20 protein-coding genes and 2 pseudogenes are annotated in these 26,343 nt (G+C 55.3%); 3 read left to right on the top strand and 19 right to left on the bottom strand.

Going from position 1 to position 26,343, the window contains the following annotated elements; genetic code table 11:
* Nucleotides 1-13: 13 nt before the first annotated feature.
* The gene (locus PM3016_RS08510) at nucleotides 14-1,447 is read right to left on the bottom strand and encodes a DHA2 family efflux MFS transporter permease subunit (RefSeq protein WP_049819091.1); all 1,434 of its coding nucleotides are present in this window, start codon (nucleotides 1,445-1,447) and stop codon (nucleotides 14-16) included.
* A 191-nt stretch (nucleotides 1,448-1,638) separates the two neighbouring features.
* Here PM3016_RS08510 and PM3016_RS37175 point away from each other — a divergent pair, with 191 nt between their 5' ends.
* Entirely contained in the window at nucleotides 1,639-1,959 is a 321-nt protein-coding gene (locus PM3016_RS37175; protein ID WP_014649975.1) for a winged helix-turn-helix transcriptional regulator, read from the top strand.
* A 541-nt stretch (nucleotides 1,960-2,500) separates the two neighbouring features.
* Here the strand turns inward: PM3016_RS37175 and PM3016_RS08505 are convergent.
* Nucleotides 2,501-3,787: pseudogene (locus tag PM3016_RS08505) on the bottom strand (IS110 family RNA-guided transposase).
* A 1,049-nt stretch (nucleotides 3,788-4,836) separates the two neighbouring features.
* Here PM3016_RS08505 and PM3016_RS40700 point away from each other — a divergent pair.
* Nucleotides 4,837-4,971 carry a hypothetical protein gene (locus PM3016_RS40700; protein ID WP_016362424.1) on the top strand — a complete coding sequence of 45 codons (135 nt, stop codon included), beginning with the start codon at nucleotides 4,837-4,839 and terminating at the stop codon, nucleotides 4,969-4,971.
* A 68-nt stretch (nucleotides 4,972-5,039) separates the two neighbouring features.
* The gene (locus PM3016_RS39445; protein ID WP_014649974.1) at nucleotides 5,040-5,447 is read left to right on the top strand and encodes a BclA C-terminal domain-containing protein; all 408 of its coding nucleotides are present in this window, start codon (nucleotides 5,040-5,042) and stop codon (nucleotides 5,445-5,447) included.
* 536 nt (nucleotides 5,448-5,983) lie between these two features.
* Here the strand turns inward: PM3016_RS39445 and PM3016_RS08495 are convergent.
* The 17 genes and pseudogenes from PM3016_RS08495 to PM3016_RS39435 form a co-directional block, all read right to left on the bottom strand.
* Nucleotides 5,984-6,400, bottom strand: coding sequence for an NUDIX hydrolase (locus tag PM3016_RS08495; RefSeq protein WP_013915072.1), 417 nt, complete (start codon nucleotides 6,398-6,400; stop codon nucleotides 5,984-5,986).
* Between the two features lie 65 nt (nucleotides 6,401-6,465).
* Nucleotides 6,466-7,026 (bottom strand): GNAT family N-acetyltransferase, encoded by a 561-nt coding sequence (locus tag PM3016_RS08490; RefSeq protein ID WP_014369130.1) that lies wholly within the window; start codon nucleotides 7,024-7,026, stop codon nucleotides 6,466-6,468.
* Nucleotides 7,027-7,152: 126 nt separating this feature from the next.
* Nucleotides 7,153-8,142 carry a cation diffusion facilitator family transporter gene (locus tag PM3016_RS08485; RefSeq protein WP_014369129.1) on the bottom strand — a complete coding sequence of 330 codons (990 nt, stop codon included), beginning with the start codon at nucleotides 8,140-8,142 and terminating at the stop codon, nucleotides 7,153-7,155.
* Nucleotides 8,143-8,275: 133 nt separating this feature from the next.
* A complete protein-coding gene (locus PM3016_RS08480; protein ID WP_014369128.1) occupies nucleotides 8,276-11,071 on the bottom strand; it encodes a fibronectin type III domain-containing protein in 2,796 nt (931 codons plus the stop codon).
* A gap of 291 nt (nucleotides 11,072-11,362) precedes the next feature.
* A complete protein-coding gene (locus PM3016_RS08475) occupies nucleotides 11,363-12,550 on the bottom strand; it encodes an acyltransferase family protein (RefSeq protein ID WP_014369127.1) in 1,188 nt (395 codons plus the stop codon).
* Nucleotides 12,551-12,894: 344 nt separating this feature from the next.
* Nucleotides 12,895-14,022, bottom strand: coding sequence for an MBL fold metallo-hydrolase (locus PM3016_RS08470; protein ID WP_014369126.1), 1,128 nt, complete (start codon nucleotides 14,020-14,022; stop codon nucleotides 12,895-12,897).
* Between the two features lie 51 nt (nucleotides 14,023-14,073).
* Complete coding sequence (locus PM3016_RS08465) at nucleotides 14,074-14,649, bottom strand: sulfurtransferase TusA family protein (RefSeq protein ID WP_014369125.1); 576 nt, start codon at nucleotides 14,647-14,649, stop codon at nucleotides 14,074-14,076.
* Between the two features lie 44 nt (nucleotides 14,650-14,693).
* The gene (locus tag PM3016_RS08460; RefSeq protein WP_014649973.1) at nucleotides 14,694-15,173 is read right to left on the bottom strand and encodes a DsrE/DsrF/DrsH-like family protein; all 480 of its coding nucleotides are present in this window, start codon (nucleotides 15,171-15,173) and stop codon (nucleotides 14,694-14,696) included.
* Between the two features lie 25 nt (nucleotides 15,174-15,198).
* The gene (locus tag PM3016_RS08455) at nucleotides 15,199-15,426 is read right to left on the bottom strand and encodes a sulfurtransferase TusA family protein (RefSeq protein ID WP_014649972.1); all 228 of its coding nucleotides are present in this window, start codon (nucleotides 15,424-15,426) and stop codon (nucleotides 15,199-15,201) included.
* Between the two features lie 92 nt (nucleotides 15,427-15,518).
* Nucleotides 15,519-15,926: a rhodanese-like domain-containing protein gene (locus PM3016_RS08450; protein ID WP_014369123.1), complete on the bottom strand. Its 408-nt coding sequence runs from the start codon at nucleotides 15,924-15,926 to the stop codon at nucleotides 15,519-15,521.
* A gap of 49 nt (nucleotides 15,927-15,975) precedes the next feature.
* A complete protein-coding gene (locus tag PM3016_RS08445) occupies nucleotides 15,976-16,239 on the bottom strand; it encodes a metal-sensitive transcriptional regulator (RefSeq protein WP_013915060.1) in 264 nt (87 codons plus the stop codon).
* 39 nt (nucleotides 16,240-16,278) lie between these two features.
* The gene (locus PM3016_RS08440; protein ID WP_014369122.1) at nucleotides 16,279-16,656 is read right to left on the bottom strand and encodes a rhodanese-like domain-containing protein; all 378 of its coding nucleotides are present in this window, start codon (nucleotides 16,654-16,656) and stop codon (nucleotides 16,279-16,281) included.
* 581 nt (nucleotides 16,657-17,237) lie between these two features.
* Nucleotides 17,238-18,683, bottom strand: coding sequence for a LysM peptidoglycan-binding domain-containing protein (locus tag PM3016_RS08435; RefSeq protein ID WP_014369120.1), 1,446 nt, complete (start codon nucleotides 18,681-18,683; stop codon nucleotides 17,238-17,240).
* Between the two features lie 36 nt (nucleotides 18,684-18,719).
* The gene (locus PM3016_RS08430) at nucleotides 18,720-19,565 is read right to left on the bottom strand and encodes a glycoside hydrolase family 75 protein (RefSeq protein WP_238540584.1); all 846 of its coding nucleotides are present in this window, start codon (nucleotides 19,563-19,565) and stop codon (nucleotides 18,720-18,722) included.
* 262 nt (nucleotides 19,566-19,827) lie between these two features.
* Nucleotides 19,828-22,506 (bottom strand): pyruvate, phosphate dikinase, encoded by a 2,679-nt coding sequence (gene ppdK / locus PM3016_RS08425; protein WP_014369118.1) that lies wholly within the window; start codon nucleotides 22,504-22,506, stop codon nucleotides 19,828-19,830.
* A gap of 1,056 nt (nucleotides 22,507-23,562) precedes the next feature.
* Nucleotides 23,563-24,741 (bottom strand): carbohydrate binding domain-containing protein, encoded by a 1,179-nt coding sequence (locus tag PM3016_RS39440; RefSeq protein ID WP_238540583.1) that lies wholly within the window; start codon nucleotides 24,739-24,741, stop codon nucleotides 23,563-23,565.
* Nucleotides 24,715-26,159: pseudogene (locus PM3016_RS39435) on the bottom strand (glycosyl hydrolase); the annotation flags it as partial. The gene PM3016_RS39440 and the pseudogene PM3016_RS39435, both read right to left, overlap by 27 nt.
* Nucleotides 26,160-26,343: the final 184 nt, after the last annotated feature.

Raw genomic sequence — 26,343 nt, 5'->3', positions numbered from 1 at the left:
ACTAGTTAAATTATCAATGTATTGATTTAATCGTTTCGCGGTTGACTACAACGCGGCGGATGAAGAAAGCCATGACCACGCTAATCAATGCGATGATCATCGTAAACAAGAACACGTTTTGTGATCCTGCCGTCATCGCGTTTGCAATTTCGGTTTTTATGGTAGGAGCAGAGGAACCGTGCAAGTATTTCTCCATTCCGCCCGAAAGGATACTGATTGCGACAGCTGTTCCAATCGCGCCTACGACCTGTTGCAGCGTGTTCATGACTGCCGTGCCGTGCGGGTATAACTCCGGCGGCAATTGATTGAGCCCGTTCGTTTGAGCAGGCATCCATACCATGCCTATCCCAACCATCAGCCCGATATGCAAAGCCACGATAAAGGCCACTGACGAAGCAGGGGATAGAGTAGTAAAGAACCATAACGTGAGTGAAACGATTGCGAATCCAGGGATAACGAGCCATTTGGGGCCATATTTGTCGAACAAGCTCCCCATTCGCGGGGAGAGGATACCGTTCAGCGCGCTGCCCGGCAAAAGCATGAGTCCCGCAGTGAACACAGACAATCCTGCACCAGTCTGCAGAAACATCGGCAGGATAATCATACTCGACATTATGATCAACATGCACGACAGCACTATAAGCAGCCCGACGACGTACATCGGATACTTGAAAACCTTCAGATTCATCATCGGATCGCGCATAACGTTCTGCCGCAGAATGAACAGCACCAACGAGATGAGTCCGACTATGATTGAAGTGACCACAACCGCGCTGCCCCATCCTTCAGATCCTTCGCCTGCCTTACTGAAGCCGAAGACAACTCCTCCAAATCCGATCGTTGACAATGCGATAGACAGCAGATCTATCCGGGGCTTCTTGACATCGGTGACATTCTCCAAATACTTCAGCCCTATCAACAACCCAAAAACCAGGAACGGCAGCGAGAACCAGAAGATATAATGCCATGTTAAATACTCTATTAATAGACCGCCTATGGTTGGGCCGGTCGCTGGCGCGAACATGATAACGAGTCCGACGAATCCCATCGCCGCCCCACGCTTTTCCGGTGGATAGATAACAAGAATAGTGTTGAACATGAGTGGGAGTAACAATCCCATGCCTACCGCCTGTAAAACTCGGGCGAACATCAACATTTCGAAATTAATCGCGAGCGCTGCAATCCCTGTACCTACGATTAAGCTTATGAGCGAGCCCGTGAATAGCTGCCTCGTCGTAAACATTTGCAGCAGTAACCCGCTCATAGGCATTAAAATACCAAGCGTCAGCAAGAACCCGGTTGTTAACCACTGCGCGGTTGCGGCCGAAATTTGGAACACTTCCATTAAATTAGTCATTGCTATGTTTAGAGCGGTTTCGCTAAACATGCCGACAAAACCGCAGATTAGCAGCGATGCCAGGATGGCACGCGTATTGTATTTTTTCATCTCTGAAGATTTCAATCCTTATTCCTCCATAATAAAGTGTAATTTTGTAATGAATTTTCTTGCTACAGTTAGCATATTGGAGTATGTTATTTATAACAAGTACGATTATTTTTAGAACATACTATCAAAAACAGTACTAATGTGGTTCTACACACTTTAAAGAGCATAAGATATATTTTGGGAGGGGAAATATGAACCACAGCAAGAAGTATTCGTATGATTGTGGACTAAACAAAGTGCAAAGAATGGTTGGGGGAAAGTGGAAATTGTCACTACTATGGTATATTTCCGATGAAACAAGAAGATTTGGGGACATAAAACGAAGTTTTCCAGATATTACACAATCGATGCTAACGAAACAACTCAGGGAATTAGAGAGTGACGGACTAATACATCGTGAAATTTATAAAGAGGTTCCCCCAAGAGTAGAATATTCTTTAACAAATCTTGGCCAGCAGTTTTTACCAATCCTTCATAGTATGTCTGAATGGGGAGAGTGCAATCTAAAATAAGAATCGATAAATCTTTATATAGATGATAAAACAGCCGGCTGGTGGCCGGCTGTTTTATCATGGCATTTAAACAAGTAAAAAGAGTGATATTATTTATTCCCTGAAATTGTTTCAATCTTTATTAAACTAACCTCCCTCTATGGAGAATCCATTTGCTCTAAAATGCTCACTTTTTCTTAGACTTTGACCTAGCTTTCTTCACAGTAGACAGCATGGATATGGATGCAAGTTGTAAACGAAGAAATATATGGGATTAGCGATGCAAAAAGGAGTCTCCACTCAGACCATCCTCTTTAAAAAATGGCTACCTTGGTAAAGTATGGTTGCACCTTTGGATCTCCACATGTGCTCATGGCGGTGAAACCTCCCACGTCTCACAGAGTCTACGCTCCCACATTCCTTCATTTAACCTGTCCATGAGGTGGAGGTCGGATATGCTGCCCGGCAGGATCTTTGTCCGTATGGATAGTGCCTTTCCGACTCATCCGTGCTTTTGTTGTCTGTTATTGCTTAGGGCAAAGCTTCCAAAAAATCGCTATAATTAAGCTGCTTGTGGTAATTCTGCCATTCGGGGGATATCCTGCAGCATCTTTTCTTCCCTAAATTCATGTCCCTTTTTCAATATACCGAACAAGATCCGAATCAATTTGTTACATAAAGCGATGAGCGATTGCATCTTTTTCAATGGATTTACCGACCTTTTCGTGTAGTACTGGTGCAAGGCTCGGAAGGCTGTATTTTTAGAGACCAATGGCATGATGACTCTGAACAGCAAGGCACGTAGGCGCTTGCGGCCTCTCTTCGTGATTTTCGTTTGTCCATTGTGTGTGCCTGACGAATTTGTTTTTAAATTCAATCCAGCGAGCTTCGTGATCTGCTTGGGGTGGCGATACTGGCTAATGTCGCCTACCTCAGCAAGAAATCCTGCGACGGTGTCTCTGCCAACTCCTTTAATGGCCAGCACTTGCTCCACATAAGGGATCTGTGTCAGTAATCCATCCAATTTCGTTTCCAGTTCTTCGAGTTTGCATTGGAACCATTGGTGCTGGGTTAGCAGCAGCTTTAGCTCCATTTTCGCCAGCTCTGAACCGTCTCGTATGCCCACAGAACGGCTAGCTGCTGCCTTAAGCATCTGGATGCGGCCTAGACCCAGCCCACGCTTTGCGGCTTCTCTCAGGTGCTTAAGCAGGGTTTCATCCGATACGCAAGCAAGCTCGTGCGGCAGTAGATATAGACTGAGCATTTGGATGGCTGACTTGCACTCCCAATCCTTAAATACCGTAAGGAACTCTGGGAAATACCGGTCCAGCCAGTTATGGACACGTGCTTGTACAACGCAAAGGTCAGTGGTCAGGTGATCGCGAATTTTCATCGCCTCCCTCAGTTCAGCATAAATGCCCTGAGGAAGATGGGGTATGGCGTATCTCCCGTCTTTGACCAGCTGTGCAATAACTTTCGCATCCTTCATGTCATTCTTCGAAGGAGAATTGTCATCAAGCTCTTTACTTTTTTTCACGTGCAGTGGATTCACAATACCGTACTTCACGTGATTCTCCCTTAGGTAATGAGCAAGATTTAGCCAGTAGTGGCCGGTCGGCTCCATGCCGACTATGACGTCCTAGAACCCTTGTGCAGTCGCAATCTTTTGGTACCAGCCTACGAACAATTCAAAGCCTTCCCGGGTGTTTCCAAACGTGATTGGCTTTCCGAACTCGACTCCGCGGTAGTCTTGTGCCCGGGCCACATGATTGAATTTTGCGATGTCCACTCCGACAATTAAGGTAGAAGAAGTGATTTGATTAATACGTTCATTTTGAGTAGAATTCATCTTGTAGTCTCCTTGGTTTGTTTTTGGATCCGGTCGCTGGCGAGCTCTGGGACCCGTAAACATCGTACCAAGGAGTCTTTTTATTTCTCAAACCTCGTATTTGCTCATAATAGGAATGCTGCCCGTTAACTTAATGAAAATCACCAAAAGGGGATGCCCCTATCACAAAATCTGGAGAGCATCCCCTTCTTTCAGGTATCACTTATATGTGCGTATATTCTTCAGTACAAATAAGTTATAGGTGATATGATGCGATGACCTATGTACATGAAGCGACTCAGCTTTTAACCCCTCCTTTAGGAAAAAAGGCTGCCGGACCATAACCGGCAGCCGAATGCTTCATTGAACTAACGTTTCCAGTATGCCATACCCCCCATATGATCACCGTACATCCAGAGCTTGATGTAAACCAAGGAGAAGGGCCTGGATTTCTCATTTCATCAACTGCTACCTTCCGATTCGTCAGTTTATAAACTCAATATTCTAAAAAATGGTTTTTAGTCTAGCTGCTACCCGGTTATTAGTCCATGCTTAAAACAAACGACTCACGTACACTGAACCATCTTATAGGGAGGTGTCGTTGTTGGGTTGTCTGGACAGAAAAAAACGGTGTAAAAAGAAAACGGTGATCGTGTGCCCTCCAAAAGAAAAAAAGAAGAAACGTTGTCTTCGGGTTATTAAAAAAATTGTAATTAAAAAAATAGTGCGGGTACCGTCCCGTGCCCCGCTTAATGGACAGCAATTCCTTCAAGGCCTAGCGGGAGCAATTGCAGAAGCTGGACCTAGGGGACTTGCTGGAGCTCTTGGACCTCAAGGTGTGGCTGGACTTGTAGGTGCCATTGGCTCACTGGGACCCCAAGGACTGGCTGGAGCGCTTGGGCCCCAAGGTGTGGCAGGACTTGTAGGTGCCATTGGCTCACTGGGACCCCAAGGACTGGCTGGAGCTCTTGGACCCCAAGGGGTGGCAGGACTTGTAGGCGCCATCGGCTCACTGGGACCCGAAGGACTGGCAGGGGCACTTGGACCCCAAGGTGTGGCAGGACTTGTAGGTGCCATTGGCGCACTGGGACCCGAAGGACTGGCTGGAGCTCTTGGACCCCAAGGACTGGCAGGATTGGCTGGAGCGATTGGCGCCATTGGACCTGAGGGACTGGCTGGAGCTCTTGGACCCCAAGGACTTGTAGGAGCAACAGGCGCAACCGGGCCGGCAGGAGCAACAGGTGCAACCGGACCGGCGGGACCAGCAGGCGGTTTGGCCCAGTTCGGATATGTTTACAACCTGGGTGCGCAGGTGGTTCCGATTGAGGCGGACGTTACCTTTGATTCAAACGGTATTTTGACGCCTGGCATTACGCATGCACCGGGAACCAGCACCATTTCGGTGACCGACGCCGGAAACTATGAGATTAATTTTTCCGCTTCGGGTGTAGAGCCAAGTCAGTTCGCCATATTCCGCAATGGCGCTCTGGTTCCGGGAACGGTATACGGTTCAGGGGCCGGCACGCAGCAAAACACGGGGCAGGTGATCACCGCACTCTCATCCGGTGATGTAATCACACTGAGGAATCATAGTTCATCTGCTGCAGTTACCCTGCAGACGCTGGCCGGCGGTACACAAACCAATGTGAACGCCTCGATTGTTATCAAGAGATTGAGCTAGCCAAAAATCCCCATATGTGAAACATGGAGGGCAGCTTCAGTCGATAAATCGGGAGGAGGTTTGCACAAATAGAGGGGGAAGAGCCGCAGCGGACACCTCTCATTTGCGCAGCCTCCGGGCCTTGACGAGTCCAAACAACATAGACATCCATAGATCCCTTTTGGGGACGATGGTTCTGTAGCAAATGCCACCTTTCTAATAAGGTAATGACAACTTTTAGGGAGATCATCCTGCATAACTCCTTCTCGATGTTTCCCCCCTAAGCTACATATTACTAAAAACAGTGAGGTGGTAAACCTGGCCGTTATTTAGTAAACACAGGGAGCAGCTGCCGCGTGATACGCTCCCCATACGGTAGACAGGTGAAATAATAAAAAACCTGTAACTGTAAGGGGAGCGTATCAGTGCGCTCTGCTCCTGTCATTTTCACCTATCGTTCCATTCAGCTGTGGGAGGAACGCAAGCAAGCTGCCGGTATGCCGGCAGCCTTGCGCCTTGCTGCTTTGGAGATCCTGTCTGCATCTAGGCAGCACTTTTCAATCTTTAAGAAACAGACTCCGGTTCATCTTCACCTGCTCGATCATATGGCCGATATTTCCCTCGCCTGCGAACAGGGTCATGTCAAAGAAATCTTGGGTCAAATCACTCCAGTACAGCTCGTTCTCGTCACCGGCTGCCTCGACCTCCCGCTTCAACCGGCCGGCGTAAACTTCAACATAGCAGTGCTGCAAATAGTAAGTGAAATCCATGACATGGTGCAGGATAAGATGCTCCCTGGTAATGCCCGTTTCCTCCGCCAGCTCCCTGTAGGCCGCTTCGATCCCAGCCTCCCCAGGCTCAATTTTGCCTCCTACCAAATTACTTAATCCCTTGTAAGGATCCTTCCGGCGCTTGCACAGGAGCAGCTGCTCCATATCCGGACTGAAAATCATAAGAACGTTATATCCCTGCACAAGACGATCTCCTTATCCTGTTTCATAAAATAACAAGAAAGCAGCAGCCGCGGCAGCTGCTCCTGTCAAGATAACCTCCGGACTCCTGCATGCTCCACGATCCGCTTGACGTAACAATGCCTGGGCTTGCCGCCGTACATGGGCCGGGTACATTCAAGAGTGAACCCCTTCGCCTCCAGATTCCGGATGCTCGCCCGATTCTCCGGGTGAACCGTCGAATACAGATAGCGGAAGCCTCTCTCCACTGCGCGCCGTTCACGCAGGTCATGAAAATACCGCTGCAGTCCCCTGCCGCGTACCGATTCGTGCACGATGGTGGCATCCAGCACGGCGACATACGCCAGCTCCTGCTCCGGTACTCCAAGCTCCCTTCCGAGGTTGCCTTCCCCAGGCCCAGGAAACGCGAGCACTGTGTACGCGGCAAGCGTCCCGTTCAGGTAGGCCCCGTAGATCTCCCCGTGCTCTTCCACGTGTGCATACAGGTAAGCTGCGTCGTCGACAGCAAACAGATCCTGCGAAGGCAGCCGGGACACCACGTCCTCCATGAGAGTCACGATGTCCGGGACCTCGCTGTGTCCTAACCGCCGGATGTCCCATTCGGACGCCAACTCTATTGCAATCTCCATAACGCCGGTTCCTCCGCATCTTGGCCTTATTTCCTTCTCCCAATATACAGCAAATGCGAGGAAATCCCCATACATCCAACACAAAAAAAGACCGCCACTACCATCTCGGCGATCTTCCACTCCAGCCTACCGGCTCTCCGCCGGAACCCAGTTCCTTACTCCGTTATCTTCGAGTATGCCGAGCGTGACGTCAGCAATGTCGGTATCCCGAAGCAGCTTGTCCCGAACCTTGAACTTGATGTCGTCCGCGTCGGCCAGCGACAGCCCGGGCTCCAATTCAATCAGGCCCTCCACATGGTAATAGCGCCCTTCCTGCAGGATACGCATCTGGAAAATATCCGTGACCGACCGTTCGCCAAAGATGATGGCGGCCACCTTGTCCTCCACCTCCTTCGGGGCGGCCACGCCGATCAGGCCGATCATGTTGTCGTAGCCGACGCGGAACGCCACACCGACCATCAGCAGGCCGATCAGGATGGTGACGACGCCGTCAACGGCGTCAAAGGCAGTCAGCGCCGTGACCACCACGGCGATCATCGCGAGCAGCGCACCCGAGACGGCGACCAGGTCTTCGTAGAAGACCAGCCGGGTAGGCGGCGCCGCTCGGCCCACGTTCTTGAAACTGCTGGCCATGACACCGAAGCCGCGGGCTTCGACCCTCGCTTCCGCAGCAATCTCCTTCATGACTTTGACCAGAATCGCTCCGTCGATCACCAGATTAATCAACAATACGGCTGCATTCAGCCCAATCCCCCCGCTGCTCTCCACGGGATGCTGGATCAGATGCCACCCTTCCCGGATCGTTTCATAAGCCATCACCGTCACCACGATAACAGCGATCATGCAGAAGATGTTGATTACCCGCCCGAAGCCGGTAGGGAATTGGCGCGTCGGCTTCTTCTCGGCGAGCACGCTGCCAATAAAGACGAAGCCCTGGTTGATGGCATCAGCCAGGGAGTGCATGGCCGAAGCGAACATGGCTCCGCTTCCGCTCCAGGCGGCGGCCACCGCCTTCGTTCCCGCGATCACGGCATTGCCGGCCATGGCGACGGCGGAAGACTTGTTTCCTTTTTTGACGAGATCCATCCAGCTTTGTCGTTCGGGTACCGATTTCATGGGTTCCTCCAGGTGCAGCGTTGTTGCTTTAGTTTTCCACTATTGTCCATTCTTATTTATACTTTCTGGTATTTCAAAGAAAAGGGCTGCTCCCGTCAGCAATGACAGGGAACAGCCCAAGTGTCAAAACCAATTACTCCGCTGCGGCGATCTCGTTCGCAACCGCCTGAATATCGCTGAGGTCCACTCTGCCGTTATGGTTCAGGTCAAAGCCCGATTCGGCCCCTTCGCCATAGTGCCCGGCGATCAGGACAAGATCGCTGAGCGCCACCCTGCCATCCCCGTCAAAATCCTTGCCGCCGATCTGCAGCTGAAGCTGCACCGGCTCGGTCAGCTTCACCACATTCCCCTCGCTGTCCGCGATGGAAGTCTCCGGCGTCAAGCCGACGGTCGCCGGGCCGTTCTGAAGGACAACGAATTTGAGCACGACCAGCGGCACGGAGCCGCTCTTGCCCGCCTGCTGCCCCAGCAGGGAACCGGTCAACTGCACGCGGCCCGCTGCCTGGTTCACATAGTTCGTGAGGGTGGCGGATGTCCCCTCCTTGCCGAATTCACCGGCGAGAAGCACCTGCCCCAGTCTCAGCTTCGACGGGTCATACTGCACCTTCGTCAGGAAGGCGTACAGATCCGAAGCCTGATCGGCGCGCACTGTGACTTCCGCCACGCTGCCCACCTTGAGCATCCCCTGCTTCAGCTGCAGGGACAGCTTGCCGCCCGGCAGCGGCTCTCCGCCTCCATTCCCGTAGGTCACGGCGGTCACGGTAGGGTTGTTCAGGCTGACAAGGCCTGCCGGATTCTCAGCCGACACCGAGAAGGTATAAGAGGTGCCTGGCAGCAAACCGGTGACGCGGTAGCTGTATACTTCCCCGCTTACCGTGTGGAGCAGCTCGCTGCCCTTCCACAGGGAATACTTCGCTATGCCTGTCGGATCAACGGCATGCTGCCACTGCAGCTGCACACTGTCGTACGTTACGCCGGACACCGTCAGCGCGCCCGCCGGATCGTTCCAGTACGGGGCCTGCTCCGCAGGCACTTCCTTCAGGGTTGTTACGGTAATGACAGGGCTGGCCGCGCTTGCGTTGCCTGCCGCGTCCACCGCTTCCACCTTCACCTCATAGGCTGTAGATGGGGTGAGCCCCGTCAGGGTGTAGCTCGTCTGCGTACCCGGCACCGAAGCGGTAAGCTGGCCGCCGACATAGATGTTGTACAGCTTCACGCCCACATTGTCCGTTGCAGGCTGCCAGCTCAGGGAAGCTTCGCTCGCCTTCACATCCGTGGAAGTGAGCGGCTCGCCTGCAGGCCATTGCGGTGCGGACGTGTCCGCCGGACCGCTCTGCATCTGGAACACGGTATTGCCGAACAGCTTGTACCACTGCCCGTCCATATACACCGTCCTGCCGCCGGCGGAAGCGGCATAAGTTCCCTGCTCGCTGCCTGCGGGGTGGATGTAGGTTTTTCCATTGGCTTTGTAAGATACCGTTCCGTCAGGGGCCAAATAGTCAATGGCTGTTGCGGTGCCGAAGAACGTCAGCCGCTTCTCCGCCCCCTCGGGAGATTGCAGATATACATCCGTCACCCGGCGTGCAGGAAACTTGTTGTATGCGATCCACCCTCCGTTGGTCTGGTAGTCCCGGTAAGCCCTGGGAACGGTTAACGGGCTGTCGGTTCGGGACAGCGTCACAAATTGGTCTCCGGCCACCTTGTTAATGGTGTAATCCGTACTGAACAGAATGACCTGCCCGTCGCTGACAATGTCCCGGAGAAAGACTTCCGGAACGGCTGTCTCTTCCTTACCGGTCACGTCCCTGCGAATCATCGCCTGACCATTGTGATAGAGCAGGGTACCCGCGCTGAGCAGATGGAAAGCCGTTCCTCTCTCCGGCAGAAGCTGGCGCTCACCTGTCAAGGTGTTAACGAGATAAGAAGCTCCGCTCTTGGTGTATACGGCAAACCCGTCCTTCGGAGGAATGACATAGACAGTGTCCCGGGGATGGTCTTCCCCTGTCAGCCGGGTCAGCTGCCCGTCATGGAAAAGATAGGCCTGGTGTTCGGTTACAGGCGTGTCATTCGGCTCGTGAGTCACGGTGAACAAAGCACCCGCGGGAGTCAGATAAGCCTGCACCACCGGATTCGCTTCGTCCTTCCAGATCTCGGTTTCGGTTCGGTCGGACCTCTGTTGGATGACAAGGGAGTTAGGATTGGAAAGATAGAGCAGCCGTTCGCTGTCCATATCCAAGATTCTGCCGGACGCATGCTCTACCGGCGTCAGATTCGGACCCATCTCAATATGTAAGGTCCTTCGGATCTCCGTCCCCTGGTTGCGGGTATCGAAGGCCGTGACGAGCAAGGTCACGCTCTGTCCGTTGTAGGCTTGAAGATCCAAGGTCCGGTCCAGCACGGCCTCGGCTTCCGCCCCTTCTTGAGGATACGGGTCAAAGATGTTCAGCTCGGGAATGCGGACCAGGAAACGGTTCACACCGTCCTCATCGGCAGCTCTCACGGCAAGATGAAGGGGGCCTCTTACGACTTCGTGATTCTCGATCGGTACCGTAAGCTCCACCTGCGGAGTGGCGTTATGATAGAATTTCAGCTGGGTCTCCGTGTGCTGATTCATCAGGTTGGCCGCTCTTACGACCAGGGTCAGCTCGCCATAAGGGAGACCATCCAGCGCAAGGGTGCCGGAATAGGACGTGCAGCCATTCCCGCACAGCGCGCTGAGCTTGGTTTCCCTGCCCTCCACATGGGCAACCACCTCGGTTACTTCATAAGCGGAGGTAACCCATACCGTTAACGGCAGTTCCTTGCTGTAGGACCCTCCTGCGCTGGGTTCCCGAATCTCCAGCTGCATGTCTTCTTGGGCCCGTGCCTGCAGGGGAAGCAGAAGTACAACCAGCATTCCCATGACGACCATCCAGAAGCGATTCCGCATAGGTGCTATCCTCTCCTTTCGATACAGTTTGTATCATTCGGTTCAAATCCAAGCTGCAGATTCCGCATCTGCTCTGTATGATCGGCTGCCTGAGCCGCGCGGTTTCGTTGTCCCAGATGTGTAATCCATGTGCATCCCGCCATTCTTCGGCATGCTTCCCCCCTGTCCCTTAGAACCCCTCCAAAATTATACAAATATTGCAATGAGAATAACAGGTTCTTCCATCCATTTGTCCTATAAATTTTTCTTTAAGATAGTGTATCTTCTTCCTGACCGGCCATCACCATCCGGCTATGGAGCCGGTGTTCCGTTCACCTTCCCTGCCGTTCCCGCCGCTGCAGCCGGTTTGCCCGTACCGGATATCCGTGCGGCCCATTTCTGCCCGATCTTGATCGAGGGCACTTCGACGGCGTAATACGAAAGAGCGGCCAGGGCGATACTCCCGATCGCTGCTATCCCAAGGATCAACCAGACGGGAAGCGATCCGTGAAGCCATCTTACGCTTGCGATCAGTACAATCAGGTGAAGGAGATACAAACTGTAGGAGATTTTGCCGAAAAAATGGAGGACAGGGTGCCGAAGCAGCTTAGAAAAGGCGCCTTTGGCCATAGCGGCGAGGATCAGGATGCAGCAGCCGATCATATTGAGGTCGGTGAAGGCGGTGATTAGAACGCTGTTCTTCAGGGAGTCGGGAAGATGCAGGGAATAGAGGCAGAATCCGAAGAAAAATACGGCGGTTTTGCGGAGAGGAGTCAGGCCTTGATACACGGCGATCAGCCGGTCCTTATGCTTGGCCAGCAGCGCACCGACCACGAATAAGAGCAGGAAGCCCAGCGTATTCCCGAAGCCTCCCAGGTAGAATCCTGCAAAGCCGAGGATCAGGTAGAGAAGGATATTCGCTTTCCAGGAGAACCGGATCACACCGTACATGAGGAGGGGGAAGATGAGGGAAACCCGCATTTCGTGGATGAGCGACCAGATGACGTTATTGTAGGCATGATGGTTGAATTCCCCGAGCAGGAACAGATGGTGAAGCAGTAAGGGAAGGGTCAGCGGGTCCGCCCAGCTGGAGTTGAACCAGCCGCTGTATTCGGGAAGGGGGCCTTGCACTGCGGCCATGCTGAGGATGAAGGCCAGGGAGATGGCAGTGTAGTAGGGGAAATAGATGCGGCAGAACCGTTTTACCATGAAGGGGAGGTAAGCGATGCTGGCCCCCGGTCTGAGGAAGGGCAGTGCCAGCACGAAGCCGCTGAGGACGAAGAAGAGTTTGACGGCCTCGGGACCTCCAATGAACAGTGATCTTAGAAATGGCACATACTTGGCGATGAAAAGTAAAGGATGCTCCTGATACGTGACGGATGAGGCAATCACCGGGAACACCAGCAGCAGATGCGTGATCAATACGGACAGGGATGCCACCCCGCGGATCGAATCCAGCTCTTTGTAGTGCTCCTTCTTAGGGGTTATGACAGCATTCAACGGATGGATTCCTCCTTTAAACAAGATAAGTGCTGTTTGATTAAGAAGCCTCATACTACGCACCATTCTACGCCAAGCGGGATATCCATACAACAGCACGGCTGCACTCTAAAGTGAAATTTAGGAGATATAGGGTACAATGCTTCAATTGTTCATGCAGTGCAGCAGCCTTCTCGCCTCTGCCGCAAGTCCCATTCGCTCCAGTTCCAATCTGATCGTTCACTCAGACTTTCATTGGAGAGAACAAGCTCCCTCCCTTCCTGCAAGAATAGAACGTAAAAAAGAGGCAGCCCCGCTGCCTCGAATCACACTCCAGCTGCCACTCTTCACGGCAATCGCGCCTCTTACCGCACCGCGCAGCGGTTCGGTCCGATCTCCATCTCCCGCTGCTTCTCCGCATCCGGCCGGAGCTTGCCCTGATTCGTCTCGCGGATCTCCCGGTAAGCGTACGGCTGCGGCGGAAGGTTCTCCGTCACCAGTCTGCGGAATTCCGACTCGTCCTCGATCTGCAGACCATGGTTGCGCTCGAACAGCTCCTCCAGCTTGGCCGATACGCTCCCGTCTTCCCCCAGCTCGTCGACGGTCATGAAGTGGGCCGGCAGTACGGTCAGATTACCCGGAAGCTGCTTATAACGCTTGTACAGTGACTCTCGCAGATCGCCGGCCCAATCCCCCGCCTTCCCCGCAAGGTCCGGTCTTCCGATCGAATCGATGAAGAGAAGGTCTCCGGAGAGAAGATATTGTCCGTCCACGAGGAAGGAGGTGGAACCGATCGTATGTCCCGGCGAATACAGCGCATGGATGCCGATCATCGTGCTTCCGACCGCGATGCTGTGGCCGTCTTCCAGCGCTTCGTATCCGAACACCGCCTCCTCCGCATCTTTGGGGGGCAGCCAGTAAGAGGCGCCGGTCTGCCCGGCGATCAGACGGCCCCCGGAAATATGATCCGCATGCAGGTGGGTATCGAGCACATGCGTAATCCGGGCACCGAGGGACTCCGCGAAATCCGTGTACACCTCCGTCATTCTTGCGGCGTCAATCACCGCCGCCTCCCCATCCGAGACGGCCATGTAAGACAAACAGCCTTTGCCCACCCGTACGAACTGGTACAGCCCGCCGCCCCCGCTAAGCTCCCCAACCTTGACCGGCTCGAGGTGCTCGCTCCAAGCCTTCATGCCGCCCTTCAGATAAGCTGTCTCCAAGCCGGCTTCCGACAGCATCTCGGCCACCATGACCGACGAGCCTTCCTTGGCGCACACGACCAGGATCTCCTGCCCCGCAGGCAGCCGGTCCATAATCTCGTCGACTCCATCCAGCAGGTCAAAGTACGGGATATTCAGGTGACGGAAGTGCTTCCCTTCGATCTTCCAATCCGCGAAGTCCCCCGGGTTGCGCACATCCAGGATGAACAGCTCCTCCTGGCTCAACACTTTCGCTGCAGCTTCTTTTACCGTCATCGCTCTTGTTGCCACTTATATACCCCCTGGAGTATGTTTCTGAGCAAAAAAAATACAGCCTTCCCATCAGGACTGGACTTCGCTAACTTTCATTCCGGACCAGCCGCTCATGCCAGGCAGCACATTATAGACCTTCGCAAACCCGGCCTCCGCCAAGAGCTGCGCGGCCAGATCACTGCGGCTGCCGGTCCGGCAGACCACATAGACCGGCTTCTCCCCGTCCAGCTCACCGATCCGTGCCCTCAGCTCACCGAGCGGAATGGACACGGCTCCCGGGATGTGGCCGAACAGGTACTCGGCTGATTCCCGGACATCCAGCACAGTAAGCGCATCGCCTGCGGTCAGCAGCCGCTGAAGCTCATCGTTCCCTGCCTTATGCGGATGCTTCTTCTCCTGGAGCTCCTCTCCCGCCGATTTGCGGAGATAATGCTTCAGCAAGCCCCCGTCCTCCACCGTTCCGAGGTACTGGTGTCCCGCGCTCTCCGCCCAGGCTCTAAGATCCGCGGCAGACCCCCTATCCGTTGCCTGCACCTCCATGACATGTCCCGCTTCCAGCTCATTCATGGCCTTCTTCGTCCGGACAATCGGCATCGGGCAGGCCAGTCCTTTGGCATCCACCATCCGATTAGATTTGATTATCATGCCGGTATACTCCCTCCGCAAGTGAAATGTAGAAATGCTGCCGGTCAGATGAACAAATTGACATTCCCGTTCTCGGCGTCCCCCAGATAGGCAGCTACTCCGGCGTACTCCACACCGTCGAGGAGCTCCTCAGGCCGGAGACCCAGCAGGTCCATGGTCATCGTGCAGGCGACCAGCTTGACCCCTTGCTCCTTGGCCAGCTCGATCAGGTCCGGCAGGGGCACGGCGTTATGCTTTTGGATGACATGCTTGATCATCTGCGGCCCCATACCAGCGAAGTTCATGCGCGACAGCCCCATCCGGTCCGCGCCGCGCGGCATCATCTTCGCGAACATCCGCTCCAGCAGCCCTTTTTTCACCGGCACGGGATGTTCTTTACGGAATGCACTCAGGCCCCAGAAGGTGGCGAAAATCGTAACCTCATGATCGTAAGCCGCAGCCCCGTTGGCAATAATAAAGGCTGCCATCGCTTTATCGTAATCTCCGCTGAACAGGATAATGGTAGTTTTCTTTTTGTCGGTCATGATGTCGTGAGTTCTCTTCATCCCATCAGCCTTTCTGGATCCAGAACTTCAGGACGCCGTCTTCTTCCCGGTCCTCAAGCAGCCGATGTCCCCCGGACTTGGCCCATGCCGCCAGGTCACTCTTGGCTCCCTTGTCGGTCGCATGAACTTCAAGCACCTGGCCTGCCGCCAGCTCCTGCATCGCCTTCCTGGTCCGGATGATCGGCATCGGACAAGCCAGCCCTTTGGCGTCAAGCATTTGGTCTGCATTCATCATGATGTGTGCCCTCCATTAATTGTTTTGAGATTCGACATTCATTAATACCTATACCAGTACAGGTATATAAAATGCATAAAAAAAAACGGTCAATCCCCGCTTATCGGGGGCTCCTTAGTGATGGGCCCCTTCCAGGCAGCGAGCCCTCCCCGCAGATGAGCCAGCTTGGAGAATCCTCTGCGGCTGAGCAGCTTGGCCGCTTGTTTGCTCCGTATACCGCTGCGGCAGTAGAGCAGGACTTCACGCTCCCTGGGAATCTCGGCCATCCGCTTCGGCAGCTGAGAGAGTGGAATATTCCCCGCCCCGGGAATGGACCCTCCCCTGAATTCGTGCGGCTCCCGTACATCCAGGAGGAAGGTATCCTTCTCCTGCTGCAAGGCGTCTCCAAACTCCGAGGGCGAGAGGGTTCTCAGGCCCTTGACCGGCGCAAACCGGGCATAAGCCCATAAGGAAACAAGAGCCGGCATTGCGATGTTGACCATCCATGAGGATTCCACGAGATCCAGCTCCTTCGGTTCTTTTCAAGATACGGCGGCTTCCACCGGTCTACCGGCTTTTCACCAACAGTTCTACGGCTTCGCGCACCATTTTTCCGGTGTCGTTTCCTTTCTCCTTCTCCTCCAGGATACACTGCTCCAGATTCACGGCAACAATGTAGGCCATCGCTTTGTCTGCGGCACTGCGAACGGCCGAGAGCTGGGCGATGACATCCTTGCATTCCTTGCCTTCCTCCATCATCTTGAGCACGCCCCGGATCTGTCCTTCCATCCGCTTAAGACGCTGACACACTTTCTCATCATAGGTCCGCATGGTGAATGTTCCTCCCTTATACTCCTGCAGGTACAGCTATTATGTCCGATAACAAGGATAAGGACAATACACGTTTTGCAGCGCGTAGATTTCGGCGAATCCTTTTCTCTGCAGCACCCGTGCCGCTTTCATGCTTTGGCGCCGGCTGTCTGATAAGATCAGCACAGGTTCGCCGGGCGTAAGCTCCTTCTTCCAGACATACGGCAGGCGGCCAAGCGAGATGTTCACCGCACCGGGGATCGGATCCTCTCGGGCATCCAGTTCATCACGGATATCGATCATCTTCAGGGTCCCTTGAGCCTGGGTTGAAAGGCTGTGCAAGCTCCCGGACTCCACAAACGTCAACCCTCTCACCGGCATCCAGCTTCTCACGGCCCACACGATACAGAAGACAAGCAGCACAATCAGGATTGACATGGAAACCTCCCGGCATGCCTCTCTCAAGAAGAAATTCCCCTGCGAGAGCACGATGATTTAATAGGGCCTATCCGGTAACGCACCAATACCCCTATGGGTATTAATCTTAAGGCGTGATGCTCCCTTTTGTCAACCCGTCGGCAGCTCAGCATGAAACCGGCCCCGCCGTTCAGCGCGGCGGAGCCGGTTTCCCTTGAAGCCCCCCATGCCTCAGGGACGGCTTCTCGAACTGCTGCTTAATATCGTAGCCGGAGGCATCCGACTGCATCAGAATGCCCAAAATGACGTCTTGACTGTTCAGCTGACATGTCCCCTTTCGGATTTTGTAGCAATGGGAGAGGTCCATATGTGCAGGGTATACCCTTCAGGATATGTTTGGAAAAGGATAATTTCACTTTACCAGCAATATATATCGAATCAATATATATCAGTCAGTAATACTTATTCTTCACCGTCATATCTTTGTCCCCGGCGGCTGCTCCTGCGATAGCAGACAAACAAAAACGGCTCGACCTTACCCGAAGGTAAAGACGAACCGGTCATGGACTATATAACGTCTTGCAAATAGAATATGTCAGAGCTCAATGCGCCGTCGCCTGCTCCGCATGAAGCTGTTTGTAGCTTAAAGGAAACTTCCCGAACAAGGCATGGACTTTATGAATGCCTCCCCACTTATCAAACAGCCATTTGGCCTGCTGGATCACCTGCTCTCTGGTTTTGACCGTACAGCGGTTCTCTCCGCTCTGGGCAAAGACGATATAGAGGATTCCGTCTTCGGCTCCCCCGATTTTGGGACTGGAGGGGATGCCCAATTCCTCCGCAAGCGCTATAGAACCGGTTCCAAGAGAGTCATCCGGCCCCACATCGGCAACGATGGCGTAGCCTATTTTACTGTTACCCGTATTGACCACTGCGCACAGATCTCCGATCTTGGCGCCGGTGAGGTGGCGCGCCGGAAGCGCAATATAAGGAACAACGGCGGCATCCACGTACCGGGTTGGATCCGTCTCCTGCTTTTTGCAATCGGAGAGTATCGTTCTCGATACATAATACCCCGGGGCCGGATCGCCGCCGCCCTGGACGACCGGAACCCCGTGGTCGTTAGTGACGAGGTCCCACCAATATCCTTCGTTGCCGGCACTGTTGAGAAAATCCAGGCCCAACTCATTATTGGGATGAAATGCCTTTGGTGATCCCACGGCAGTCACCGCCATTTTGCTCACAAAAAAATACGTACCGTTTTCATCCTTGGAAGCTTTCCAGATGGTGATGTTGGTTCGCAGCCCCCGGTCATAGACCGAATTGATCTCCTGCCGGTATACTTCGGAAGCGGGAGTAGGCTCTGTCCCGGAGTCCTCGGGGAACCGGCTCAAGCTGTCCCTGGGTTCGATATTCAGCGTCAGTGTCTGGCCCGCTTTCAGTGTCTCGCTTCCCAGGCCGTTCAGCTGAATAATCTCCGCCTTACTGATATTGAATTTCTGCGCGATCGTGTCAAGGGTATCTCCCACCTCAACCTTGTATGTGGTCAGAGGTCTTGTGTTCGAGTACGGAATTTTGATCCGCGTATCGATCTGCAGCTGCTGTCCCGGCGTCACGGTCTCGCTTGTAAGATGATTGAGATGCATAATCACCTGCTTACCGATATTGAATTTCTGGGCGATGGAATCGAGCGTATCGCCGTCGACCACCGTATACGTCACGAGCGGTCTAATATAAGAGGCAGCCACCCCGGCCGGAGCATCGATCTGAAGCGTTTGGCCCGCAACGACGAAATCACTGTCCAGATGATTCTTCTGCATGATGGCCTGCTTGGTCGTATGAAACTTTTGGGCGATAACCTCCAACGTTTCCCCCGGTTTGACGGTATAGTTCACCAGTTCCCTGGTCTCCTCGGGAATATAGAGCCGATGCCCGATATACAGCTTTCCATCCGGCCAAGCATTGCTTCGAATGATCGACTCCAGAGAAGCCCCCGTTTTTTGGGCGATCCGCTGCAGGGAATCTCCCGGCTGTACAACATACCACATCGTGGCAGGTCACCTCCATACCATGCTTAGGCAAGCTTAGATTTCTTGATTAAAATGTTCCTTGAGCACATATTTGGCCTGCTTCCATCCTCCCCATTTCTTGAAGTGGCGGTGGGCATTCCGGTTAATTTCTTCCGCGCTTTGCAGCACCCTGGCCCCCGTGGAAGAGTTGGGGAACAAAATGTAAAGTACGCCATACGGCTCAAATGCTCTTTTGGGATGCGGCGCGATATCTTTAATATTTAACAGCTTGCCAAGATGGATGGAGCCCTCGCCGATTTTTCCGGAGTATACGGTATTCTCCTTCAATACGGTCGCCTGCTCTTTGGGCCCCCAATCCGCGCAGATCGCATAAGCAGCCTGCTTGGTCCGGGTATTGATCACAACGCCGTAATCTCCCAGTCCAATCCAGTTGGTATTATGGGGCATCACAAAAAAGGGTACCGCTTCGCTCGTAAAGCATTTGCCGCAGGGCCGCACGGAATGGTCGCAGATCGAATAACACCCCGTCTCCTCGACCGCCATCTTGCTCATGAAAAAATAAGAGGCCCTGGCGTTATAGATGGGGATGTTTTTGTTAATATCCCTCGCCTTGAAGACCGCCATGGTATGCCCCTTTTTGACAAAAGCAGGCCATAAATCCGGCTCCTCCGTGGTCTCTTGCGGGCTCGGCACCGCCCGCAGCATGTCTTCATCCCCACGATCGGGATCAGGATCTCCCGGCAGCGTCAAGCCTCCCAGGGATTCCGCTGATCCGCCATAAGTCCTTCCGTGGTGAGCGGTTGGAAGCGTGAGAGAGCTTTCTTGAGAGAGCGCCGTGAAAGCGGTCTCTGGATTGGCCCTTGGCCGGTTCTCTGCCGAGATTCCAAATTTCCGGCCCATGTAAGACAAATCATCCCCATGATGAACCATAAAATACATTATTTACCACCCCTTATTCCCAATATAATGCGATCAGGAAGGAAGTATGCCTCCATAATATGACAGCTTGATTCCCATGACCTTGACCACATTTGCCCCTCTTCCAAACAAGCAAAGGAACCGGTGCACGCTGCATCCGGTTCCCTTGGCTCTCTTGTTTAAGGTTGTTTCTCTCCGAAGTAAAGGCGGAAGCGGGCCGGTTCTCCCCGGGCCGGCCGCTACTTCACGCGGTCTGCACCGTCTCCCGCTCCGCTGCCGCCTCGCGCTCTGCAGCGATCACCGCCTGGGCTGCGGCGATGCGGGCGAGCGGCACCCGGTAAGGCGAGCAGCTCACATAATCCAGCCCGGCCCCGTGGCAGAAGAAGATCGAGTCCTTGTCCCCGCCGTGCTCGCCGCACACGCCGGTCTTCAGGGCCGGCTTCACGGCGCGTCCCTTGTCGACCGCCCACAGGATAAGCTCGCCCACGCCCTCTTCGTCGAGCACCTGGAACGGGTTCTCCGGCAGCAGCTTGTGCTCCACATAATGCGTCAGGAATTTGCCTTCCGCGTCGTCACGGCTGTAGCCGAACGTCATCTGTGTGAGATCGTTCGTCCCGAAGGAGAAGAAATCCGCATGCCTGGCAATCTGCCCGGCCGTGATGGCCGCGCGAGGGACCTCGATCATCGTACCGACGCGGTAAGGCACCTCCGGGAGACGCTCCCCCAGCACCCGGGCCGCCGTCCGGTCGACGAGCTCCCGCATGCGCTTCAGCTCGTTCGCATGTCCCACCAGCGGGATCATCAGCTCGGGCAGCACCTCGACTCCCTCCGCCCGGCAGATCAGCGCCGCGCGGAACAGCGCTTCAACCTGCATCTCGTAGATTTCCTCGAAGAGGATGCCGAGCCGGCAGCCGCGCGTACCCAGCATCGGATTCATCTCGTGCAGTCCCCGCACCTTGCGAAGAAGGGTGTCGACCTTCTCCCGCTCCGCCCTGTCGGACGAAGCATCGCAGGAGAGGCGGGCCTGCTGGACGATGAGGTGCTCCAGGCTCGGCAGGAATTCGTGCAGGGGCGGATCGAGCAGACGTACGGTCACCGGCAGGCCGGCCATCGAGCGGAAGATGCCCTCGAAGTCCCCCTGCTGCATCGGCAGCAGCTTCCCGAGCGCAGTCCGGCGCGCCGCTTCGTCCTCGGCCAGAATCATCTCCTGGACGACCGGCACCCGGTCCGCCGACATGAACATGTGCTCGGTGCGGCACAGGCCGATCCCTTCGGCACCGAGCTCTCTCGCCTTGGCCGCATCCTCCGGCGTATCGGCATTGGTCAATACCTTGAGGCGGCGGATTCCGTCAGCCCAGCCGAGCAGCGTCGAGAGCTCCGGCGAGATTTCCGGCTCCTTCAGGACCAGCTTGCCGAGGATCACCCGGCCGGTCGCCCCGTCGATGGAGACCCAGTCGCCTTCGTTCACCTGCGTCCCGCCGATGGTGAAGCTGCCTTCCCCGATGCGAAGCGCTTCGCAGCCGCAGACGCACGGCTTGCCCATGCCCCGCGCGACGACCGCCGCATGGCTGGTCATGCCGCCCCGGGTCGTCAGCACCCCGGTGGCGGCCAACACGCCGTGGATGTCCTCCGGCGTCGTCTCCGCCCGGACGAGCAGCACCTGGCGGCCTGCTCTCGCCCACTCCTCTGCGGTGTCCGCGTCGAACACGGCCTGTCCGGTCGCCGCCCCCGGCGAAGCCGGCAGCCCGCTCGCCAGCACGTTCAAGGGCTGCCCCTCATCGATCGAGCGGTGCAGCAGCTGATCCAGATGGCTCACTTCGATGCGCTCCAGGGCCTCCGCCTTCGAGATCACGCCTTCCTCCACCAGATCGGCGGCAATCTTCACGGCCGCCTGCGCCGTCCGCTTGCCGCTGCGTGTCTGCAGAATATACAGCTTCCCGTTCTCGATCGTAAACTCGATATCCTGCATGTCCCGGTAGTGCCGCTCCAGCTTCTGCGCCACTTCATCAATCTGCAGGTAGAGCTGAGGCTGCTCCCCTGCAAGTCCGGCGATCCCCTGCGGGGTGCGGATGCCGGCCACGACGTCCTCTCCCTGCGCGTTCATCAGATACTCGCCGTACAGCACCTTCTCCCCTGTGGAAGGGTTGCGGGTGAACAGAACGCCCGTGCCGCTGTCCTCTCCAAGGTTGCCGAACACCATGGACTGGATGTTGACGGCCGTCCCCTGGTGGTCCGGAATCCGGTTCAGCTTGCGGTACACGACAGCGCGCGGATTGTTCCAGGAACGAAATACCGCCTCGATGGCCATGTGCAGCTGGTCGAACACCCCTTGAGGGAAGGAGACACCGGCCTTCTTCTTGATCACCCGCTGGTAGGCACGGCAGAGCTCCTCCACTCTCTCTGCGCTGAGCTCGCTGTCTTCCTCACAGCCCTGTTCCTTCTTGAGCAGAAGCAGCTCCCGTTCAAAATGATAATGTTCAATCTCGAACACCACATTCCCGAACATCTGCAGGAGGCGGCGGTAGCAGTCATAGGCAAAACGGGGATTGCCCGTCATGGCCGCAAGCCCGGCCACCGTCTCGTCGTTGAGACCGAGGTTCAGGATCGTATCCATCATGCCGGGCATGGAGGTCACCGAACCGGACCGGACGGATACCAGCAGCGGGGCGTCCGGCCTGCCAAAGCCCTGACCCTTCAGCTCCTCGATGCCCGTCATGGCGGCAGCGACCTCATCCATCAGGCCTTCCGGCAGCTGATGTCCTCCCGCCAGGTAGGCTCTGCACACCTCCGTCGTTACCGTGAAGCCGGGAGGGACCGGCAGACCGGCCTTGGTCATCTCGGCCAGATTCGCGCCCTTGCCCCCAAGCAGCGTCTTCATCCCTGCATTCCCTTCTGTAAAAAACAGCACCCTCTGTTTCCTCATCCTCTTTCTCCTCCTATCTTTATGTGAACATGTAATGTGACGCGCTAAATTTATTTAGTATGTATTATATTGATGATCATACCTTTTTAAACAACATATTTCAATAGATAACTTCAAAATCAAACCAATATTCAGTCGGAATCGTTCAATATTCGGTCATACTTATTCCCAAAAGATCACCCTATTGAATTACAACAACTTACCTGACATCCCATACCCGCCAGGCAGGTCAAGGGGGTTCTGCTTTTTCGAAGCCGCAGCTCTGCCGGTATCCCTAAGCAAACGAAAAACACCTTTAGACGAAGGTTTTTTAGGTGCAGAGAGGTGGAGCAGTGGAACGAAACGCCTCGGGCAAATCATGCTCGACCGGCGGATTCAGAGAGCCTTTGGCCGCAGTCGGCCAGGTGATGATGAAATAGAGGAGCTCCGGTGCGTTATCCTTGTTCACGACAGGGCTATTTTCGTATCAGCGGAACTGGGATTCGCTATTTCAGCGTTTGAGCCGGCTTTTTGCCCGAAAAGACAGCAATAGCGCACCTGACTTCCGTTATCCGAGGAAAAACGGCAAAACCATGCCAATAAGTCATCCTGGTTCCTTTATTTCCGTTGCAACCGTCGATGCAAAGCCACTATTCGGACAAAATTATTTTATCCTCCCTCTTCTCTCCGCTGCGGTCGATCCAGTCCACTTCCGTTGATGGAAGCCCGCTATCCAATCGGGGCCTCTTCCGCCGAGCCCAGGTCGGTCCCTTGAAGGAGATGCTTTCCGGCTGCCCCGATGCAGAACCGTCCCCTGCAGAGTCCGCCTGCTGTTTGCCGTCCCACTGTTCATAGAACGCGTAGACAAAATAAGGTACCGAAGCCTTACTCCTCCGGGTCTCTGTAATGGTTACCTGGCCCCTGCGCGGATGACGAGAACCTCACAGCACGGTTTTCCTCGCCGGATCTGCGCTGGCAAAAGTACGTGCGTTCCGCCGTCCCCAAAATAAAAAAAAGCACCTCCCCGAGCTTGTCATCCCGACAATCTTGGAGAGGCGCTTTTCTTCCAGAACCCTATTAGTTCTTTGTCAGCCGCACATCGTCGAGATAGACCGCCGACGCCCCCGTGCCGCTGAAGCTCTCGAACTTCAGCCCGATGGCCTTGACGCTGCTGAGATCGCTGATCCCAGCCAGCGGAAGGGAAATCGTCTGGAAGCCGCTGGAATCCACATCGACCGGTCCGCTGTCCGCCCACGCCCAGCTTGCTCCCGTCTTCACGTACAACCTGGCTTTGGCCGTGCCGCCGGCCAGCTTCACCTGTGCGCTCAGCGTATCCACCGCACTCAGATCGATGTTCTCGAACTTGACGAGCTCGAAGTCGCTGCCCGCCAGCGAGAAGGAGGCCGCAAGAGCATGCGCTCCTTCGGCATAAGCATCCGCCGTAACGGACGCGGTGCCCGCGCCTGCGTTATTCACGTCCACGGTCCAGCCCTGTGCATCGCTCTCGAATCCGTACAGCAGTCCCGGCTGCGCAGGCATGCTGCCCGGGCCGGTTCCGCCGTTTGGCACGCCGCCCGTTCCGTCGTTATAAGCCTGGATGTCGTCGAAATACAGCGTTCCGGCGGTCCCTGCCGTGCCCTCCGCCTTGTTCACATAGATGCCGAAGGAGCGGATGTCCTTGAGGTTCTCCTTGGTCATGACCTTCCCCGCATTGGCGGTATCCCATGGAGCCGGCGTGAACTGGCTGAACGGAATCTCCACCACACCGGCCGCCGTTCCGGCCAGCGACGGATAAGCCTCGAACGAGATACCGCTCGCATTCACCTGAAGAACCAGCTTCTGGCCGCTGCCGTCCGGCGCCAGCCAGAGCTTCAGCTTGTTGGCCTCGGACCAGTCCGCGTTGTTCATGTTCTTGACTTCTCCGGTATAGCCTTGGCCGCCAACGTTGTAATCGAACCTCAGGCCGTATTTGCCCCCGTACTTGTGATCCGGATCCAGCGTGATCGTATTCAGATCTCCCGCCGGGCTGTATGCCGCGTCCAGCAGTTCATTGCTGCCCTTGTACAGGTCGAAGGTATCGACGACCAGCGGATCGGGATTGCCCTGCACATCACTCACGAACACCTGGATCGTCTGGGACAGCACTTGGCCGTTCTTCGCATAAGACTTCACGGTCAGCGTCGTGCCCGACTCATCGAGGGCTGCGCCCGGCGTCCAATCCGCCGTATAGTAGAAGCCCTCCGCGTCGAGCGTCATCGGATGCTCCGCCGGGTCGCTTCCGATGCTGTACGTCATCTTCTTCACCTTCTGGTTCACCGCGTGGGCCCGGATCGTCGTCGGCTTCGTCGTCGGCACCGTCTGGTTCGCCGTCGGGGAGGCGATGTGCATGAACGGCTGTTCCTTGACGGCCAGCACCTTCCTGCTGTACGGCTTGCCCGCCCGGACTTCATCGCTGAAGGAGGTGAAGGCATCGTTGTAGTAGTTCACGAAGTCCGGCAGGAGCTCGTGATCGCCGAGTCCGTTCGGTGCATTCCGGTAAGGTACGAAGATGGAATCCGTGTTGAAGTTCGCCCATGTCAGCATGTAGGCCATCCGCTTCGCATCCGGATCGGACTTCAGCGCCGCAGCCAGCTTCGTGAAGAACTGCAGATCCTTCGTCCCCGTCGGCTTCACACTCGAGTAGCCGAACTCGGTGAACGCCGCGATCTTCCCCTTGCTGTCCGCCAGGCGCGAGATCAGCTTGGCATCGTTCACGACCGTATCGAACCAGCCTTGGCTTGTTCCGTCATAGTACGTATCGAAGCCGAGAATATCGACATAATCGTCGCCCGGATAAGTCTCCAGGAACGAAGCCTCCGTATTGTTGAACGGACTGCCCGGCGAGAAAGCATAGAGGAAGTTATGGACGCCCTTCTTGTCGCGCAGGTATTCCACGGTGTAACGGTAGATCTCGATATACTGGTCCTTCGTGCGGTAAGGCGCCCCCACCAGAACCAGCCGCCGTTCTGCTCGTGGAACGGACGGAAGATGACCGGGATCGCCTTCCCGTTGTCGTCCTTCAGGTGGTTCGCAAAGTCGGCGATGGTATCAAGGAACTGGTTGAACTCCGCATGCTTGTCTCCACCCGGCAGGATGTGCGAGAGCACATTGCCCTTCGTGTCGTAGAAGGTGCCGCCCGTGACGAAGTTGGGCATGTGGGAGCTCAGCGCAAGCACGCCGCCTTCCTTATAAGCCGACTTCATTACGGCGATCAGGGCGTCCCGGTTCTGCTCCTTCGATGCGCCTGCGATCCCCGGCTTCTCATGGCCTTCCAGGCTCAGCGTATCCCAGCCGAACATTCCCGGCAGATCACCTACCGAATTCTGCACCTCGGACTGCGTGCCGTCCTTGACCGTGATCGAGAGGCCCTCCGTCGTCGCGTGCTGGTGCCCGAACAGAATCTCCCGGCCCCGGATGTCCTGCAGGTAAGCGAACAGGGCACGGGTCTCCGCCGTCGCATCCTTGTCGGCCAGGTTCTCCACGCGGACATGCGCCTTCCTTGAGGCTTCTCCCTTCCCCGGTCCCCAGGAAGCTCCGTCCCCCGATTCATGATGCGCCTGCGCCCTCACCGGTCCAGCCTGATCTGAAGCGAGCACCGGAGAGACCGGAGCCGCCAGAAGGGCCAGCGATACCATGCTGCTCATCCATTTGATTTTCTTCGTCATCCCATTCACCTTTTCTTTCGCGTATTGTGTCGAGTCAGGGTGAAGCGTTGTCACTTCAGGCGGATCCGCAGCCTGCATCACCTCCATAACGGGATACAGCCGGTCCGCAGTCCCCCATGCATCCCTTTCTTGACCTGCGGCCCTGCGGGCGGGC

Source organism: Paenibacillus mucilaginosus 3016 (assembly GCF_000250655.1).
Classification (GTDB): Bacteria; Bacillota; Bacilli; order Paenibacillales; family NBRC-103111; genus Paenibacillus_G; species Paenibacillus_G mucilaginosus.
Note: the sequence above shows the minus strand (reverse complement) of the source record. Positions and strands in the feature narration are given on the sequence as shown.

What these genes read in the sequence shown, in the direction of transcription:
- PM3016_RS39440 (WP_238540583.1), bottom strand. Translation starts at nt 24,741, where the DNA reads ATGACGCTCGACGCGGAGGGCTTCTACTATACGGCGGATTGGACGCCG.
- ppdK (WP_014369118.1), bottom strand. Translation starts at nt 22,506, where the DNA reads ATGAGGAAACAGAGGGTGCTGTTTTTTACAGAAGGGAATGCAGGGATG.
- PM3016_RS08490 (WP_014369130.1), bottom strand. Translation starts at nt 7,026, where the DNA reads ATGGAGATTGCAATAGAGTTGGCGTCCGAATGGGACATCCGGCGGTTA.
- PM3016_RS08440 (WP_014369122.1), bottom strand. Translation starts at nt 16,656, where the DNA reads ATGTCAATCCTGATTGTGCTGCTTGTCTTCTGTATCGTGTGGGCCGTG.
- PM3016_RS08430 (WP_238540584.1), bottom strand. Translation starts at nt 19,565, where the DNA reads ATGGGCCGGAAATTTGGAATCTCGGCAGAGAACCGGCCAAGGGCCAAT.
- PM3016_RS08445 (WP_013915060.1), bottom strand. Translation starts at nt 16,239, where the DNA reads ATGCGGACCTATGATGAGAAAGTGTGTCAGCGTCTTAAGCGGATGGAA.
- PM3016_RS08485 (WP_014369129.1), bottom strand. Translation starts at nt 8,142, where the DNA reads ATGAAATCGGTACCCGAACGACAAAGCTGGATGGATCTCGTCAAAAAA.
- PM3016_RS08460 (WP_014649973.1), bottom strand. Translation starts at nt 15,173, where the DNA reads ATGACCGACAAAAAGAAAACTACCATTATCCTGTTCAGCGGAGATTAC.
- PM3016_RS08455 (WP_014649972.1), bottom strand. Translation starts at nt 15,426, where the DNA reads ATGAATGCAGACCAAATGCTTGACGCCAAAGGGCTGGCTTGTCCGATG.
- PM3016_RS37175 (WP_014649975.1), top strand. Translation starts at nt 1,639, where the DNA reads ATGAACCACAGCAAGAAGTATTCGTATGATTGTGGACTAAACAAAGTG.
- PM3016_RS08435 (WP_014369120.1), bottom strand. Translation starts at nt 18,683, where the DNA reads ATGTGGTATGTTGTACAGCCGGGAGATTCCCTGCAGCGGATCGCCCAA.
- PM3016_RS08510 (WP_049819091.1), bottom strand. Translation starts at nt 1,447, where the DNA reads ATGAAAAAATACAATACGCGTGCCATCCTGGCATCGCTGCTAATCTGC.
- PM3016_RS08480 (WP_014369128.1), bottom strand. Translation starts at nt 11,071, where the DNA reads ATGCGGAATCGCTTCTGGATGGTCGTCATGGGAATGCTGGTTGTACTT.
- PM3016_RS08465 (WP_014369125.1), bottom strand. Translation starts at nt 14,649, where the DNA reads ATGATAATCAAATCTAATCGGATGGTGGATGCCAAAGGACTGGCCTGC.